16 protein-coding genes are annotated in these 14,450 nt (G+C 58.8%); 3 read left to right on the top strand and 13 right to left on the bottom strand.

The features are described 5' to 3' along the window. The first annotated feature begins 16 nt into the window (after nt 1–16). The 3 genes from QY316_05815 to QY316_05805 all read left to right on the top strand — a co-directional run bounded on the left by QY316_05815 (nt 17) and on the right by QY316_05805 (nt 1,664). Nucleotides 17–520, top strand: a complete 504-nt coding sequence (locus QY316_05815) for a zf-HC2 domain-containing protein (protein WKZ33912.1) — start codon at nt 17–19, stop codon at nt 518–520. Continuing rightward, entirely contained in the window at nt 510–1,004 is a 495-nt protein-coding gene (locus tag QY316_05810; protein ID WKZ33911.1) for a periplasmic heavy metal sensor, read from the top strand. Before QY316_05815 ends, QY316_05810 begins: the two co-directional genes overlap by 11 nt. Before the next feature lie 162 nt (nt 1,005–1,166). Beyond that, nucleotides 1,167–1,664: a periplasmic heavy metal sensor gene (locus tag QY316_05805; GenBank protein WKZ33910.1), complete on the top strand. Its 498-nt coding sequence runs from the start codon at nt 1,167–1,169 to the stop codon at nt 1,662–1,664. An 87-nt stretch (nt 1,665–1,751) separates the two neighbouring features. On the opposite strand, the gene QY316_05800 is transcribed toward QY316_05805, so the two are convergent. The 13 genes from QY316_05800 to hprK all read right to left on the bottom strand — a co-directional run bounded on the left by QY316_05800 (nt 1,752) and on the right by hprK (nt 14,442). Beyond that, a complete protein-coding gene (locus QY316_05800; protein WKZ33909.1) occupies nt 1,752–2,468 on the bottom strand; it encodes a tetratricopeptide repeat protein in 717 nt (238 codons plus the stop codon). A gap of 160 nt (nt 2,469–2,628) precedes the next feature. Beyond that, on the bottom strand, nt 2,629–3,399 hold the full coding sequence (locus tag QY316_05795; protein ID WKZ33908.1) for an outer membrane protein assembly factor BamD: 771 nt from the start codon (nt 3,397–3,399) through the stop codon (nt 2,629–2,631). A 113-nt stretch (nt 3,400–3,512) separates the two neighbouring features. After that, on the bottom strand, nt 3,513–3,995 hold the full coding sequence (locus QY316_05790) for a chemotaxis protein CheW (GenBank protein WKZ33907.1): 483 nt from the start codon (nt 3,993–3,995) through the stop codon (nt 3,513–3,515). Beyond that, entirely contained in the window at nt 3,995–4,528 is a 534-nt protein-coding gene (locus tag QY316_05785; protein ID WKZ33906.1) for a chemotaxis protein CheW, read from the bottom strand. The genes QY316_05790 and QY316_05785 overlap by 1 nt, the downstream gene beginning before the upstream one ends. After that, on the bottom strand, nt 4,525–6,558 hold the full coding sequence (locus QY316_05780) for a chemotaxis protein CheA (protein ID WKZ33905.1): 2,034 nt from the start codon (nt 6,556–6,558) through the stop codon (nt 4,525–4,527). Before QY316_05780 ends, QY316_05785 begins: the two co-directional genes overlap by 4 nt. Nucleotides 6,559–6,899: 341 nt before the next feature. After that, nucleotides 6,900–8,156, bottom strand: a complete 1,257-nt coding sequence (gene ahcY, locus QY316_05775; GenBank protein ID WKZ33904.1) for an adenosylhomocysteinase — start codon at nt 8,154–8,156, stop codon at nt 6,900–6,902. A 92-nt stretch (nt 8,157–8,248) separates the two neighbouring features. Then, nucleotides 8,249–9,418 (bottom strand): methionine adenosyltransferase, encoded by a 1,170-nt coding sequence (metK, locus tag QY316_05770; protein ID WKZ33903.1) that lies wholly within the window; start codon nt 9,416–9,418, stop codon nt 8,249–8,251. Nucleotides 9,419–9,542: 124 nt separating this feature from the next. Further along, a complete protein-coding gene (gene ptsP / locus QY316_05765; protein WKZ33902.1) occupies nt 9,543–11,315 on the bottom strand; it encodes a phosphoenolpyruvate--protein phosphotransferase in 1,773 nt (590 codons plus the stop codon). After that, nucleotides 11,315–11,608, bottom strand: coding sequence for an HPr family phosphocarrier protein (locus QY316_05760; GenBank protein WKZ33901.1), 294 nt, complete (start codon nt 11,606–11,608; stop codon nt 11,315–11,317). The genes ptsP and QY316_05760 overlap by 1 nt, the downstream gene beginning before the upstream one ends. A gap of 93 nt (nt 11,609–11,701) precedes the next feature. Then, nucleotides 11,702–12,166: a PTS sugar transporter subunit IIB gene (locus tag QY316_05755; GenBank protein WKZ33900.1), complete on the bottom strand. Its 465-nt coding sequence runs from the start codon at nt 12,164–12,166 to the stop codon at nt 11,702–11,704. A gap of 55 nt (nt 12,167–12,221) precedes the next feature. Continuing rightward, a complete protein-coding gene (locus QY316_05750) occupies nt 12,222–12,626 on the bottom strand; it encodes a PTS sugar transporter subunit IIA (GenBank protein ID WKZ33899.1) in 405 nt (134 codons plus the stop codon). A gap of 20 nt (nt 12,627–12,646) precedes the next feature. After that, the gene (rapZ, locus tag QY316_05745; GenBank protein WKZ33898.1) at nt 12,647–13,510 is read right to left on the bottom strand and encodes an RNase adapter RapZ; all 864 of its coding nucleotides are present in this window, start codon (nt 13,508–13,510) and stop codon (nt 12,647–12,649) included. Then, nucleotides 13,507–14,442, bottom strand: a complete 936-nt coding sequence (hprK, locus tag QY316_05740; protein ID WKZ33897.1) for an HPr(Ser) kinase/phosphatase — start codon at nt 14,440–14,442, stop codon at nt 13,507–13,509. The genes rapZ and hprK overlap by 4 nt, the downstream gene beginning before the upstream one ends. Nucleotides 14,443–14,450: the final 8 nt, after the last annotated feature.

Genomic DNA, 14,450 nt, shown 5'->3' with positions numbered 1-14,450 from the left:
TTTACAAGGAGCTGAAATGGACTGTAAAAGTGCAAAGGACCTCTTATCTGAACATCTCGACGGCCTCGCCGGTGACGGCGTCCGGAAGGGGCTTGTCGAGCACCTGGGCTCGTGCCCCGGGTGCGCCGAGGAGGCCCGAGTTCACGCCGCGGTCAGGGACGCCCTCCGGTCGGCCCCGAGGTTCAGCGCGCCCCCTGGCTTCGCGTCCGGGGTGATGGAAAGGATCAGGGACGAGGGGCTCGACGCCGGGAACGAGGGCGCGTTCGGCTGGTTCAGGGCCATGCCGCTACGCCTCAAGTTCGCGGAGGCCGCGGCTGCCGCATTCGTTATGGCGCTCGGGATATACTCGGCCGGGGTGCTCTCGGACAACCTCTTTTCCAGCGGGGCCGAGAACGCGGCCCTGGAACAGTCGTACTCAAGCCTCGTGGCGTCGGTTCAGCCGGAAGACCTCGGCCCCGTGCCGCCCGAGTCCCTGGGCGACATCTACCTGTCAATAAAGGAGAACGGCAATGGGCAGTAGGTTTCTGAAACCCGTACTCTTCATATCGCTTCTCTTCAACGTAACCATCCTCGGGGCGGCGGGTTTTTTCTACCTCAAGGAATGCGGGACCTCCCTCGGCAAGGCCGAAAAAAGGCACGAGGCGGTTTCTGAGAAACTCAAGCTCACTCCCGAGCAGAAGGCGTTGTTCAAGGAAGAGAACGAAAAATTCAGGGCGTCGATACTGGCATCGCACGGCGAGCTTGCGGAAAAAAGGAGGCAGATATTCAGGCTCCTCAGGGAGGAGGAGCCTGACATGGCTTCCATAAACGCCTCGCTCGCCGGGATAGGCAAGGTACAGGGCATGATCGAAGCCCAGGCGATCGAGCACATGCTGAGGGAAAAGGCGGTCCTCGACAGGGACCAGCAGGAAAGGTATATAGAGCTCCTCGAGAAGAGGATGGAAAAGCGGATGGCCGAGAGGCAATGGAAACGGGCGCACACTTCGCCCGGAACACTCAATTAGGCAACCTCGAAAAATTAGAAATTTTTCCCGCAATCAAGGAAGGCCGGGAATAAAAAGCGGAGCATATATGTCAATATGTGAGCATTTTTATTAACGGCCTGACACAGAGTCCGGGGAAAAGATCAATTTTTAGAGGTTGCCTTAAGGAGGCAAGGGAAGAGAATGAGACTATCGGCAAGAAAACCACTGGTTATGCTGGCCGCGCTCCTCACGGCAGGGACACTCGCGGCGTCTGTCGTGCACGCCGAGCCTGGAACGCACGGCAAGGAACATCATAAGGAATATCATAAAAAAGAGCATGCAGGATGCGAAGGCAAGCACAAGGACCACAAGCACGGCGGCAAGCAATGGATAAAGGACCTTACCGGCGAGCAGAAGACCGAAGTGAAGCGCCTCAAGGTGGAGCTCAAAAAGGAGCTCGCCTCGCTTAAGGCCGCGCTGGAGCTTAAGGAAACGGACATAAGAAAAGAGGTCGCCTCAGACAACCCGGACAGGAAGGCGATATCGAGGCTCGCCTCGGAGATATCCGGGCTCAAGGCAAAATCCCTCGAGACCAAATACGACCACATGATAAAGGTCAGGAGCCTCCTTACGCCTGAGCAGAAGCTGGAGTTCGACGCATCGGTCCTTGCCGGGGACGGGCACGGCTGGAAGCGGTAATAAGCGCCTGGACAATTTAAAAGGCCCCCGTATTCACGGGGGCCTTTTATTTACGCCCATTCACATCCGGCAAAACGCCGTTGCTTGTCACTCCGGTTTCCGGGCAGGCGCAAGCAGGAGGTTCATGTACATCCGTGCCATCCTGTGGTCCGGGTGGTCGCGGAGCACGCCCTGCCACTCGGTCCCGGCGTCCTCGCGCCGCCCCACGGCGTAATAGGTGAGCCCGAGCTGAATTCTCGAATCAGGGTACGAGGGGTTCAGCCTTACGGCCTCCTTAAGCTCCGTAACGGCGGCGTCAAAGTCCCTCATGTCCCTCAACGAAACGCCGAGGCTCGTCCTTATGTCAGCGAACTCGGGCCTGAGCCTGAGGGCCTTCCTGTACTCCTCTACCGCCTCGGCGTAGAAGCCCAGGTCTTTATAGATGCGTGCGAGGTTCGAGTGCATGTTGGCGAGCTTGCCCTTCACAAACGGGTCCAGGTAGGAATGCGCGTCCTGCCTTGCCTGCTTCGCGAGCGTGTAGACCTCGGCCGATTTATCGAACCTGCCGAGCTCGTTATAGACGACCGCGAGATTGAGCGAGGCCTCGGTGTAGTTCGGGTTTATTTCGATGGCCTTCCGGAACGCCGCTATGGCGTCCTCGTGCCTGGACGCGTTGTAGTAAACGAGCCCGAGCATGTTGTGCACGTCGGCGAAGGCGGTCTTCTCCGCAGCCACCTTCTCGAGGCGGGCGAGCGCCTCCTCGTAGTCCCTCTCTTCGAACGCTTTTTTGCCGAGGTCGTATTCATGCTGCCAGCCCTTTTCCATATTCCTCCTGACAGCCTGCTTATTAAGCACTTGAGTGCCAGCCTTCAAAAACGGGCCCGACGTACAGAAACACGGCCCATTCCTCTTTTTCGGCTGCTTGCATCCTGCGCTTTTTGAGCAGACTGAACGATATTATCGATGTTTTTTGTCAGCTGAGCGGCTATCCCGCGCGCAGCCTGTTTTTAGCGTCCCCTGCGTAAGGGCTTTCCGGGTAGTTTTTCAGAAGAGTGGAGAAGGCGTCCTCGGCAAGTCCCTTTTCGCCGAGCTTGAGATAGGACTCGCCTATGTAGAAAAGGGCCTTGTCGGTTATGCCTGCGTCCGGGTATTCGGCGAGTATGTCCCTCAGCCGGCCGAGCGAGCCCTTGTAGTTCTTCTTCTTGAAATAAAAGCTGGCGACGTAGAATTCCCTCTCGGCGAGCCGCCCCCTGAGGAACGCGATGAACTCCATTGACCTTTCCGCGTACGGTGAACCAGGGTATGCGGCAATGAGGTCTTCGAAAGCGAACAGGGCCTTTCTCGTCGAGGTCTGGTCCCTGTCGAGGGAGAGCACCTCCTTCATGTGGCTCATGCCCTTCTGGAAGAGCGCGTAAGACGCCCTGGCGTGGGCCGGGCGGAGCGCGATGAAATTGGCGTAATAGGCGCTGGCGTCCTCGTAATTCTCCATCGCGTAGCTGACGTCTCCCAGGAGGAGTTCGGCCTCGGTGGAATACGGGCTCATCGGATGGTCCTCGAGGAGGGACCTGAAGCTCTTGTCGGCCTCTTCCAGCCTGCCGCCGAGATAGGCCTGCATGCCGGAATTATAGAGCTCGGCAGCGTCCCTCTTATAGACCTCCGGGGCGGTCGCGCACCCCGAAAACCCGGCTATGACTAACGCCAGGAGGAGAGACGAAAAAACGGCCCTTATCCGGGCCGTCTCAAAAGCCCTTTTCATCTTTTGGATTGCCGGTATCACGGAAATAAATTTATCACGGGAATCGGTGGATTTTCAAGGCAATTGAACCTGATGTAGCGGCACAGTATTCCGCTGGACGGCCCGGGCGTCCGTTATTCGTCCTTTACCGGGCATGCCAGGAACCTCTTTTCCTCGTCGCTTAAGACCTTAGAAGGATTTATGATGAGGACCTTCCCGCTCCCGGTCTCGACAGTGACTTCGAGACAGTCGTCCCATCCAGAGCCCGAGGGCTCTGGTCTTAACGTGACCTCCCTGGCCCCGAGCGCGATGTCCGAGACCTCGTCAACAATAAGACCGATTATCAGGGAATCTGCCGAAGTAACTATAATCCTTGCTGTTTCCGCAGGCGCTGCCTGGAAGGAAAATCTTTTCCTGAGGTCTATTACCGGCAGCGTCATCGACCTCACCTTTATGAGCCCCTCGATAAAACCTGGAGCCCACTGCGCCTTCTGCGGCTCCTTGAGCCTCAGTATCTCCTTTACCTCGCCAATTTCGATGCCGAACTCGATGGTGCCGAGCCGGAACCGGATGAACTGGAAATCAGGCCTGGTATATTTCGACCTGAAGCTCTTCATCAATTCTCTACGGCTATCAGCACTCCTGCGTCGAGGAGCCTTATTACCCTTTCCCCGTCATGTATCACGGCCTTCATGAAGGCGGCTTGTGGCTCGGAATCCTCAGGCGGCTCAAGGAGCCTGGCGGGCACCTCTTTTACTCCGGAGAGCCTGTCTACCAGGAGGCCGGCCTTCAGGTCTTCCACGGCGACGACGAGTATCCTGGCTGTAGGCCTGCCGTTTACCTTCCCCAGCCCGAGGCGCATCTTCAGATCAAGGACCGGCACCATCTCGCCCCTTACCGAAAGGATGCCCTGTATGTAAGCCGGGGTCCACGGGACCTCTGTCGCCTGCCTTGGCCTCAATACCTCCACGGCCTCGGAGACCTCGAATGCGTATTCGTCCGCCCCGAGGAAGAACGAGATGATGTTGATCGTCCCCTCGGCGGATTTCTTCCTGTGGTCGAGGCTCTCGTCGTAGTTCTCGACGGTCGGCGCAACGGTCGCCTGACGCGGGGCCTCCTCGGCTATCTTGAGCCTTATCGTCTTCTTCATACGCCTGCAGTCCGCGCCGGGAGCCCGGCCTTCCTCTCCCGCATGACCTTTTCGAGTATGCCAGTGACGTCCAGCACCAGCATGGTGCCCTGGGCCCCTATGTCGGTCGCGCCCGCGATGCCCGGGGCCTTGAGCATCCTAGAAAGGGGCTTTATTACGACGTCAAGCTCCTCCAGCAGATGGTCCACGACGAGGCAGAGCCTGTGCTCGGCAAGCCCGGCGACTATGCCGTAAGCGTGGCTGCTACCCGAATGGGGGTGGCCGAAAAACCTCGACAGCCTCACGGCAGGCACGACCCTGTCCTCCACGCTTATGGCCCCCTCGCTGTCCACGGAAGCGAGTGAAGCGGCCCTTAATTCCAATATCTCCACGACGGAATTGAGCGGCACCGCGTACCTCTTCCCGGCGTCCTCGATTATGAGTGCCTGGATTATCGCGAGCGTTATGGGTATCGTTAGTACAAGCCGGGTCCCCTTGCCTTTTACGGTCTCGATGTCGATTATGCCGGAAAGCCGGGTTATGTTCTCCTTCACGACGTCCATGCCGACGCCCCTGCCCGAGGTCTCGCTCACGACGTCCCTGGTGGAAAAACCGGGGGTGAATATGAGCTCAAGCGCTTCCTGCCTTGAAAGCCCGTCCGCGTACTCCCTGGTTATGAGCCCCTTCGCGACGGACTTATCCTTGACGAGGTCTATGTCAATGCCGGCGCCGTCGTCCTTGACCTCCACGACCACGTGGTTCCCCTTCTGGTAGGCCGAAAAGGTTATGGTGCCTGTCCTGGGCTTGCCCAGCGCCTCCCTCACGACCGGGGCCTCTATGGCGTGGTCTGCCACGTTCCTGATTATGTGCATTAGAGGGTCGGCAAGCTCCTCGACTATGAGCTTGTCGAGCTCGGTCTCGTCGCCGTAAGTGACGATCCTCATCTCCTTCCCGGTCTCCCTGGAAAGCTTCCCGATGAAGGCGTCGAACCTCCCGAAGAGCTGGCCTATGGGGACCATCCTCACGTCGAGGACGCTGTCCCTGAGCTCGGAAAGCTTCCTGTCGAGGTTTTTCCCGGTCTTCGAGAGCTCTATCCCGTAGACGGAGAACTCGTGGTGCCCCTTGAGATCGGAACTCAGCGCGGCTATGTCGGATTTCAATATGCCGAGCTCGCTAATTAGGTTCATTATGGAATCGAGCTTGGATATGTTCACCCTGACGGTGTTGCTCACCCTCCGGAGCGAACCCGCCCTTCCGTGGTGGACGTATCCGCCGGTCCCCTTTATGACCTCGAACTCGCGGCTTTCCGGCCTTGCCGCGGGCTCGGCAAGCACCTTTATCTCCGGCTCCGCGATGTCCTTTACGAGGTCCGCCAGGAAATGCCTGTCCCTTGCCGTGCCGATGAGTATGTCGAAGTGGAGGAACTCGTGGCTGGTCTTGGATGAAGGGAGAGTAGCTATGACCTCGGACTCGGTCTTCAAGAGGTCCGTGAGCGCCATGTATCCCCTGTCGAAGCTGGTGATGGGGAACCTTACGCTCACTATAAGTATGTTCTTGCCGCCCCGCAGGTTTTCGCGGAGCCTGTGGTCCTCGTAGTCGGTTAGGACGGATACGAGGTCTTTCGCGAACTCGTCTTTGGGCCTGGTCCTCTTTACATGCTGCATCATCGCGAGGGCCGTCTTCGCGGCCTCTATCTCGCCGGTAAAGTCCCCGGAGCCTTTTGAGGCGATTATCTTCGCCATCAGGTCCTGGGCGTTCATGATGTTATAGAGGACGTCGTCGGTGAGGGCGATCCTCCCCAGGCGGAGGAGGTCGAGGGTGTCTTCCATCGAGTGGCTGAGAGCGGCGAGATCGGCCTGCTCGAATATGCCGCACATGCCCTTGAGCGTATGGGCGGAACGGAAGACGCTGTTGAGAACGGCGGGGTCTATTATGCCGGCCTTCACGCCCTTGCCGAGCTTCGCGAGCCCCTTCCCCATGGAGTTGAGGACGTCCTCAGCCTCGGCAAGGAATTCCCTGAACCGCTCTGATTTCAAGTCTCTCTTAGCCACCTACAGCCGCCCGTCAAAGATGAAGGTCCTGATAATCCGGACACGGCCCTCAAGCCGTTTGCCTGCAAGGATATGGAGCAGTGCGTGCCGATATGGCCGGGGGAAGTGAAAGATGGCTGGGCCGGCCAGGACTGGGTCCCGCCAGAAGGGCAAATAGAGAAGTTCCCGCCAAAATAGATAGCGAATTCATGGGTTACATCTTCCGCCTGACGTAGGCAGGTCCCGGTCACCATCAACCTTTGAACCTATATTTTAGCACAACTCGCGTTCATGTAAAGGTTTTTTGGTTTAAATGAAAAGGGGGCGGGAACCTTTGTCCCCGCTCCCCCTGTCAGGCCATGCTATGTGCCCATCTCCCATGAAGCGAGATATTTCTTCTGCTCGCTCGTGAGGGTGTCTATGTTCATCCCGAGCGACATGAGCTTGAGCCTCGCTATCTCCTTGTCAATCTCCTGCGGGACCGTGTAGACCTCCCTCGCGAGGGTGTGCCCCTTTTTAACGAGGAAATCCGCCGCGAGCGCCTGGTTGGCGAAGCTCATGTCCATGACGCTCGCCGGGTGCCCCTCTGCGGCCGCCAGGTTTATGAGCCTGCCCTCGCCGAGAACGCATACGGTCCTGCCGTTCCTGAGCGTGTATTCCTCGACGAAGTCGCGGAGCACCTTCTTCCCCTTGCTGACGGACTTAAGCCCCTCGAGGTCGAGCTCGACGTTAAAGTGGCCGGAGTTAGACACAAGCGCCCCGTCCTTCATCTTGAGGAAGTGCTCTTTCCTTATGACGTTAAGGTTTCCGGTGACAGTGCAGAAGAAGTCCCCGTGCTTCGCAGCCTCGGCTATGGGCATGACCCTGAACCCGTCCATGACGGCCTCAAGCGCCTTAAGCGGGTCGATTTCGGTAACGATGACGTTCGCGCCCATGCCCCTGGCCCTCATGGCAACGCCCTTGCCGCACCAGCCGTAGCCGCATACGACGAATGACGAGCCCGCGAAGAGCCTGTTGGTTGCGCGGAGTATCCCGTCCAGGGTCGACTGGCCCGTGCCGTAGCGGTTGTCGAAGAAGTGCTTGGTGAACGCGTCGTTCACGGCTATGACCGGGAACTTGAGGAGCTTGTTCACGGCCAGGCTCTTGAGCCTTATAACGCCGGTCGTCGTCTCCTCGGTCGAGCCTATGATGTCGTCGGCCGCGCCCTTCCTCTTTGTATGGAGGAGGGATACGAGGTCGGCGCCGTCGTCCATGGTGATGTTCGGCTTGAAATCAAGCGCCGCGTTGAGGTGCCTGTAGTAGGTCTTGTTGTCCTCGCCCTTTATCGCGAAGACCGGGATGCCGTAGTCCTTGACGAGGGACGCGGCGACGTCGTCCTGGGTGCTCAGCGGGTTCGACGCGCAGAGCACCACGTCGGCGCCTCCCGCCTTGAGAGTTACCATGAGGTTCGCGGTCTCGGTGGTCACATGGAGACAGGCCGCGAGCCTCGTCCCCTTGAGGGGCTTTTTCTTCGAAAAGCTGTCCTTTACCTTCCTCAGGACCGGCATGTCCGTCTCAGCCCATTCAATCCTCTTCCTTCCAGCCTGGCTGAGCTTCATGTTCTTCACGTGAAAATCCATCTTCCCTCCAACAAATTTTATTTGTTCGCAGATAAAAGAATGACTTCGACGGGGGTAGCTCCCCGCCAAAGTCATTCAAGCGTCAGGACAGCTCAGGCAACGACGCCGGCTGCCTTTCTCAATGCCTCGGCCTTGTCAGTGAGCTCCCAGCTGAAACCGGACTCGCTCCTGCCGAAGTGCCCGTATGCCGCGGTCTTCCTGTATATGGGACGCAGGAGGTCGAGGTCTTTTATTATGTCCGCGGGCTTCATGCGGAAGTTGGCCTTTACTATCTCCTCTATCTTCTCGACGGGTATCTTCTCGGTCCCGAAGGTGTCGATCATGACCGAGACCGGCTCGGCAACGCCTATCGCGTACGCGAGCTGCACCTCGCACTCGGACGCGAGCCCCGCGGCGACCACGTTCTTTGCTATGTACCTGGCGAAGTAGGAAGCGCTCCTGTCGACCTTGGACGGGTCCTTGCCGGAGAAGGCGCCGCCGCCGTGGCTGCCGTGGCCGCCGTAGGTGTCGACGATTATCTTCCTGCCGGTGAGGCCGCAGTCGCCGTGCGGGCCGCCCACGACGAACTTGCCGGTGGGGTTTATGAAGTATTTGGTCTTCGAGGTCAGGAGGTCCGCCGGCACGACCTTTTTCACGACCTCCTCGATTATCGCTTCCTTGAGCTTGGACTGGCTGACCTCGGGCGCGTGCTGGCTTGATACCACCACCGCGTCGACGGTCGTGGGCCTGCCGTTCACGTATTTAATGGTGACCTGGCTCTTGCCGTCCGGCCTTATGAAATCAAGTATTCCCTTTTTCCTGACCTCCGCGAGCCTGGCGGTTATCTTGTGCGCAAGGTCTATGGGCATGGGCATGAACTCGGAGGTGTGGTCGCAGGCGTACCCGAACATGAGGCCCTGGTCGCCGGCGCCCTGCTCCTTTTCCGCCCCGCAGTCCACGCCCATCGCTATATCGGGCGACTGCCTGTCGAGGGTGACCATGACGGCGCACGTCTTGCAGTCAAAGCCCATTGACGCGTCCGTGTAGCCGATATCCTTTATCGTCTCCCTGACGATGTCCTGGTAGTCGATCCTCGCCTTTGTGGTTATCTCGCCGGCTATAAGGGCGAGGCCGGTGGTGACGAGGGTCTCGCAAGCGACCCTGCTCTTGGGGTCCTCCTTCAAGAGCGCGTCCAATACCGCGTCAGATACCTGGTCAGCTACTTTATCCGGATGCCCCTCGGTGACTGATTCCGAAGTGAAAAGGTACTCCCTCGTTCCCATTGTTTTGGCGCCTCCTTAGTCTTTGTAAAGGCCGAGAATTCGTTATTATTGAACCTTTCCCGGTGTTTGTCAACCAAAAACACCTCTGGATGCCGGGCGCAAAAAAAGGAGGATGCCGCCGCCCTCAGCTCCAGAATTCCTCCCTGTAGAGCCCTGGGAGCTTGGCGTTTATCTGGTCCTCGACCTCCTTGGCCGTTGCGAATCCGAGTATGTTCCTGCATATCTTCCTGGCCTCGGCGTGGCTTATGGACCTTATGAGCCTCTTTACCCTCAGTATCGAATACGCGTTCATCGAGAGGTGGTCAACCCCGAAGCCGAGTAGTATGAGGGCGTACTCCGGCTCACCGGCCATCTCGCCGCATACGGATACGCTCACCCCTGCCTTGTTGGCGGCCTCTATGACCCCCTTTATTATCCGGAGGACCGCCGGGTGGAAGGGCTCGTAAAGGTATGCGACGTGCTCGTTCACCCTGTCTATCGCGAGCGAGTATTGCAGGAGGTCGTTCGTGCCGATGGAGATGAACCTTACCTCCTTGACGATGAGGTCGGCTATCATGGCGGCGGAGGGCACTTCTATCATGACGCCCACTTCGATGTCCTGGTTGAAGGGCTTGCCCTCGCCCTTGAGCTCCTTTTTGCACTCCTCGAGTATCTGCTTCGCCCTTCTTATCTCCTCTATGCCGGATATCATGGGGAACATCACCTTTATGTCCCCGTAGGCGCTGGCCCTGAGTATGCCCCGGAGCTGGGTCTTGAAGATGTCCACGTTCTTGAGGCAGAACCTTATTGCCCGGAGGCCCATGGCCGGGTTTATCTCGTCCGGCGGGGCTGCCTGGGTAAGCACCTTGTCCCCTCCCACGTCGAGGGTCCTTATGACCACCGGGTGCGGGGACATCCTCTTCGCGACCTGGCGGTAGGCCTTCACGTGCTCGTCTTCGGTCGGCAGGTCCTTCCTGTTGAGGTACAGGAACTCGGTCCTGTAGAGGCCTATGCCCTCTGCGCCGTGCTCTATGAGGGAGTCTATCTCCTCCACAATCTCCATGTTGCCCATGAGCCTTACGCGCCTGCCGTCGGTAGTCTCGCTCGGGAGGTCCTTGTAGTGGAAGAGGGCCTTGCCGTAGTTCTCGTACCGCTCCCGCCTCCTCTTGTAGACCTCGACTACGCTCTCGGAGGGGTTTATGATGACCGTGCCGGTCGTGCCGTCCACTATGACTATATCGCCGGACTCGGCCTTCCTGGTTATGGATTCGAGGCCCACGACCGCTGGTATCTCGAGGGAGCGCGCCATTATGGCCGTATGCGAGGTCTTGCCGCCGACGTCCGTGAGGAACCCGAGCACGGTGCCCCGTACCATCTGGGCGGTGTCGGTCGGCGCGAGGTCGTGCGCTACCACGACGACCGGCTCCTTTATTGCCGAGACCGACTCGTGCTTCCGGCCCATGAGGTTGAGGAGAACCCTGTTCACCAGGTGCTCTATGTCCATCGCGCGCTCGCGGAGGTACTGGTCGTCCATCTTCTCGAAGTAGTCCATCAGTTCCTTGAGGACCGTCTTCAGCGCCCATTCCGCGTTGACCCTCTGCTCGCGTATCACCTTCATGGTGTCGTTTATGAGCATGTTGTCCTTGAGGATCATCAGGTGCGCGTCTATGATGCGGATGTGCTCCTTGCCCTTGCCGTCCTTCTCCATCCGGTTCCTGATGCGCATGAGCTGGTCCCTGGACGCCTTCATGGCGTTCTTGAACCGCTCGATCTCGCGCTCGGTCTCGGATGGCTCGAGATAGCAGAACTGGGCGGGCTCGACCTTGCCACGCTCAAGGAGATAGGCCCTTCCGATGACGATGCCGGAAGACACGCCTATGCCCTTCATCAATATGACTTGTTTCCTGCTGTCAGGCATCAATCCTCACCAAAACCACTGTCGATGAGCTCGCCGAGGGCCCCGAGGGCGCCTTCGGCGTCGCTCCCCTCGACGCGGAGCGTCACCTTTGAGCCCTGGGTGGCTGCGAGTATGAGTATCCCCATTATGCTCTTGCCGTTCACTTCCTGGTCGTCCTTCCTGACCAGTATCTCGGAGTCGAACCTGTTCGCAAGCTGAACGAAAAGCGCGGCCGCCCTGGCGTGCAGGCCGAGCTTGTTCTTTATCGTATAGGTCTTCTCCAGGCTTGTCGCGCTGCCCTGTCCGCTCTCCATCAGGTCCTCTTTCCCAGCGCCGGGCCCGACGACGCGGCATGCTTGCCTTGCGCCCGGTGCCCGGCTGTCATTACCATTTATTTGCGGGTGCCTCTATTTGCGCTCGGAGACATACGTAACTGGCGCGCTCCTCGGGACGTCCCGTATCTCGAGCTCCACTCCCATTGCCTCGAAGCGCTCCATTATCTCCTCGTCCTCTTTGTTCACGATTATGGAAGGGGTTATCCTCCTTCCGCCCTCGTGGTGTATGTTACCCAGGTTCAGGGCCTTGAACCTCGTCCCGGCCTCGTAGAGCCTCATCGCGTCTTTCAGGTCGCCGACCACGAGCATCACCCTCTTCTCCGAGAGCCCTGAAAGAGAGAGCACCGCTTCCGAGACCGATTTCACGTGGACGCTAAGCTCATCGCAGCCGCAGGCCGCGATGATGTCCGCCGCGAGCCGGTCGCCGGCCGCCTCGTCCGAGGCTACTATAAGCGCGTCCGCCCTGGTGAATGGCACCCAGGAGCATATTACCTGCCCGTGCAGCAGCCTGTCGTCTACCCTGATAAGGATCAGCATATGTTAGGCCGGATGCGCCCCCTTGAATATTTTATCAAAACGGCGGGGCCTTTTCCTATTTCTTATCCTTCAGCATTTCGCCCGCGAGCACTATGGACTTCCTCGCGTACTCCTTAAGGAGCTCCGAAAGCTCGCCGAGCCCCTTGTCCGACCTGTGGCTTACGTATTTCAGGACCATGGGGAGGTTCACCCCGGTTATGACCTCCACCCTGTCCTCCTCGAAAGCCGAGAGGGCAATGTTGGTGGGCGTACCGCCGAACATGTCGGTAAAGACGAGCACTCCCTTTCCAGAGTCAACCTCGCTCACGGCGGCCCGGAGGACGTCCCGTATGCCGTCGGTTGTGTCCGATCTCGAGAGGGTCAGTATCCTTACTCCCTCCACCTTGCCGGTTATCGCCTCGGCTGCCTCGAGTAGCGCCTCCGCGAGCCTGCCGTGCGTGACGATTACAGCTCCTATCATCTCAATCCTTCCCACGTTTTTTATGTCTTGCCGATGTCCCTGTGCCTTTTCCTGACCACCACTTTTTCGGAGTTCAGGCCTTCGGAAAGCGCCTCTACCATTGCTACCGACCTGTGCCTTCCGCCCGTGCAGCCCACGGCGATGGTCAGATATGACTTCCCCTCCTTCCAGTAAAGGGGGATGAGATAGGAGAGGAACTCCTTGAACCTCGAAAGGAACTCCGCGGCCTCGTCCCTCGAAAGCAGGTAGTCGCGGACGCTGGCGTCCGTTCCGTCGAGGCGCTTAAGCGAATTCACGAAATACGGGTTAGGCAGGAACCTTACGTCCATGACGAGGTCGGAGTCGGCCGGTATGCCGTGGCGGTAGCTGAAGGAGATGAGGTTCAGGGCCATCCTCTCGCGCTCCGCGGGCCCTGAGAATATGTCCTTTATGAGGTCCCGCAGCTGGTGGACGTTGAACTCGGTAGTGTCTATGACCCGGTCTGCATGGGCCTTGAGGTCCTTAAGCGCCTCCCTCTCCCTGGAGAGCCCCTCGAGCGGGCTCTCCTCGGCTGCGAGCGGATGCCTTCTCCTGGTCTCGCTGAACCTCCGGACGAGCTCACCGTCGTCCGCCTCAAGGTACATGACCTCGAGGCGGCACCCTCCTGCCTTCAATTCCGAGAGGACCGGTATGAAGTCCTTGAGGAACCCCCTCTCCCTTACGTCGACGACCGCGGCCACGCGCTCTATCTCGCCGGAGCGGGGGAGGAGCTCCAGGAACTTGGGAAGGAGCGCCACGGGCATGTTGTCCACGCAGTAGAAGCCGAGGTCCTCCAATGCCTTTATGGCGGTGCTCTTGCCCGAGCCCGATGGCCCGGAGATCACAACGAGCCTTATGTCCTTCACTTCTTGAGCACCTTCATGGCGTTGTCGAGCTCCCGTTCAAGCGCCTTTGCCGGGTGGTGGCCCATTATCTTCAATATCTGGTTCCTCGCGGCGACCTCGACTATCGTCGCCACACTCCTTCCGGGGCTTACCGGGACCTTGAGGTACGGTAGGTCCACGCCGAGTATGGAGAAGGTGTTCTCCTCGAGGCCCAGCCTGTCGTACTCGGTCTCGCTCTCCCACTTGACGAGCTCGACCACTATGTCCATCTGCTTTCTTTCCCTGATGGCGGTTATGCCGTAGAGGTCTTTTACGTTTATTATCCCGAGGCCCCTTATCTCCATGTGGTACTTGATAAGCTCCGAGCTCCTGCCGATGAGTATGTTCGGGGGCATGCGCTTCACTATGACCACGTCGTCGGAGACGAGCCTGTACCCCCTAGATACGAGGTCAAGGGCGCACTCGCTCTTCCCGATGCCGCTCTTCCCGGCAATGAGGACCCCCACTCCAAGCACGTCCACCAGCACGCCGTGCATGGTAAGCGATGGCGCAAGCCGCTCCTCGAGGTACTTGGTCACGCGCTCGATGAGCACCGAGGAGGTGTGCGGCGTTATGAAGAGCGGTATGTCCTTCCCGGCGCAAATGTCGACGAGGAACCCGGGTGGCTCGAGGTCCCTGGCTATGATTATGGCAGGGAGCTCCGGCTTGAAGACCTTGAGGACGTCTTCGAGCTCGTCCTCCTCGAGGCGCTTAAGGTAGTTTATCTCCGCGGCGCCGAATATCTGGAGCCTGTCCGAGTGGAGTTCCTCGAGGAGCCCGGTAAGAAGGAGGCCCGGCTTCTGTATGCGGGAGGTCGTCACCTCGCGCCCCAGGCCCTTTTCCCCTGTCACGAGCCTCAGGCTGAAACGTTCCGCCTGCTCGCAGTCTATAAGCTCTCTTACGGGTACGCCCATGCTCGACC

It is taken from the genome of Thermodesulfobacteriota bacterium (assembly GCA_030583865.1).
Lineage (GTDB): Bacteria > Desulfobacterota > GWC2-55-46 > GWC2-55-46 > GWC2-55-46 > UBA5799.
Note: the sequence above shows the minus strand (reverse complement) of the source record. Positions and strands in the feature narration are given on the sequence as shown.

Coding starts and splice junctions, on each gene's coding strand:
- QY316_05815 (WKZ33912.1), top strand. CDS start 17: ATGGACTGTAAAAGTGCAAAGGACCTCTTATCTGAACATCTCGACGGC.
- QY316_05810 (WKZ33911.1), top strand. CDS start 510: ATGGGCAGTAGGTTTCTGAAACCCGTACTCTTCATATCGCTTCTCTTC.
- QY316_05805 (WKZ33910.1), top strand. CDS start 1,167: ATGAGACTATCGGCAAGAAAACCACTGGTTATGCTGGCCGCGCTCCTC.
- QY316_05800 (WKZ33909.1), bottom strand. CDS start 2,468: ATGGAAAAGGGCTGGCAGCATGAATACGACCTCGGCAAAAAAGCGTTC.
- QY316_05795 (WKZ33908.1), bottom strand. CDS start 3,399: ATGAAAAGGGCTTTTGAGACGGCCCGGATAAGGGCCGTTTTTTCGTCT.
- QY316_05790 (WKZ33907.1), bottom strand. CDS start 3,995: ATGAAGAGCTTCAGGTCGAAATATACCAGGCCTGATTTCCAGTTCATC.
- QY316_05785 (WKZ33906.1), bottom strand. CDS start 4,528: ATGAAGAAGACGATAAGGCTCAAGATAGCCGAGGAGGCCCCGCGTCAG.
- ahcY (WKZ33904.1), bottom strand. CDS start 8,156: ATGGATTTTCACGTGAAGAACATGAAGCTCAGCCAGGCTGGAAGGAAG.
- metK (WKZ33903.1), bottom strand. CDS start 9,418: ATGGGAACGAGGGAGTACCTTTTCACTTCGGAATCAGTCACCGAGGGG.
- ptsP (WKZ33902.1), bottom strand. CDS start 11,315: ATGCCTGACAGCAGGAAACAAGTCATATTGATGAAGGGCATAGGCGTG.
- QY316_05760 (WKZ33901.1), bottom strand. CDS start 11,608: ATGGAGAGCGGACAGGGCAGCGCGACAAGCCTGGAGAAGACCTATACG.
- QY316_05755 (WKZ33900.1), bottom strand. CDS start 12,166: ATGCTGATCCTTATCAGGGTAGACGACAGGCTGCTGCACGGGCAGGTA.
- QY316_05750 (WKZ33899.1), bottom strand. CDS start 12,626: ATGATAGGAGCTGTAATCGTCACGCACGGCAGGCTCGCGGAGGCGCTA.
- hprK (WKZ33897.1), bottom strand. CDS start 14,442: ATGGGCGTACCCGTAAGAGAGCTTATAGACTGCGAGCAGGCGGAACGT.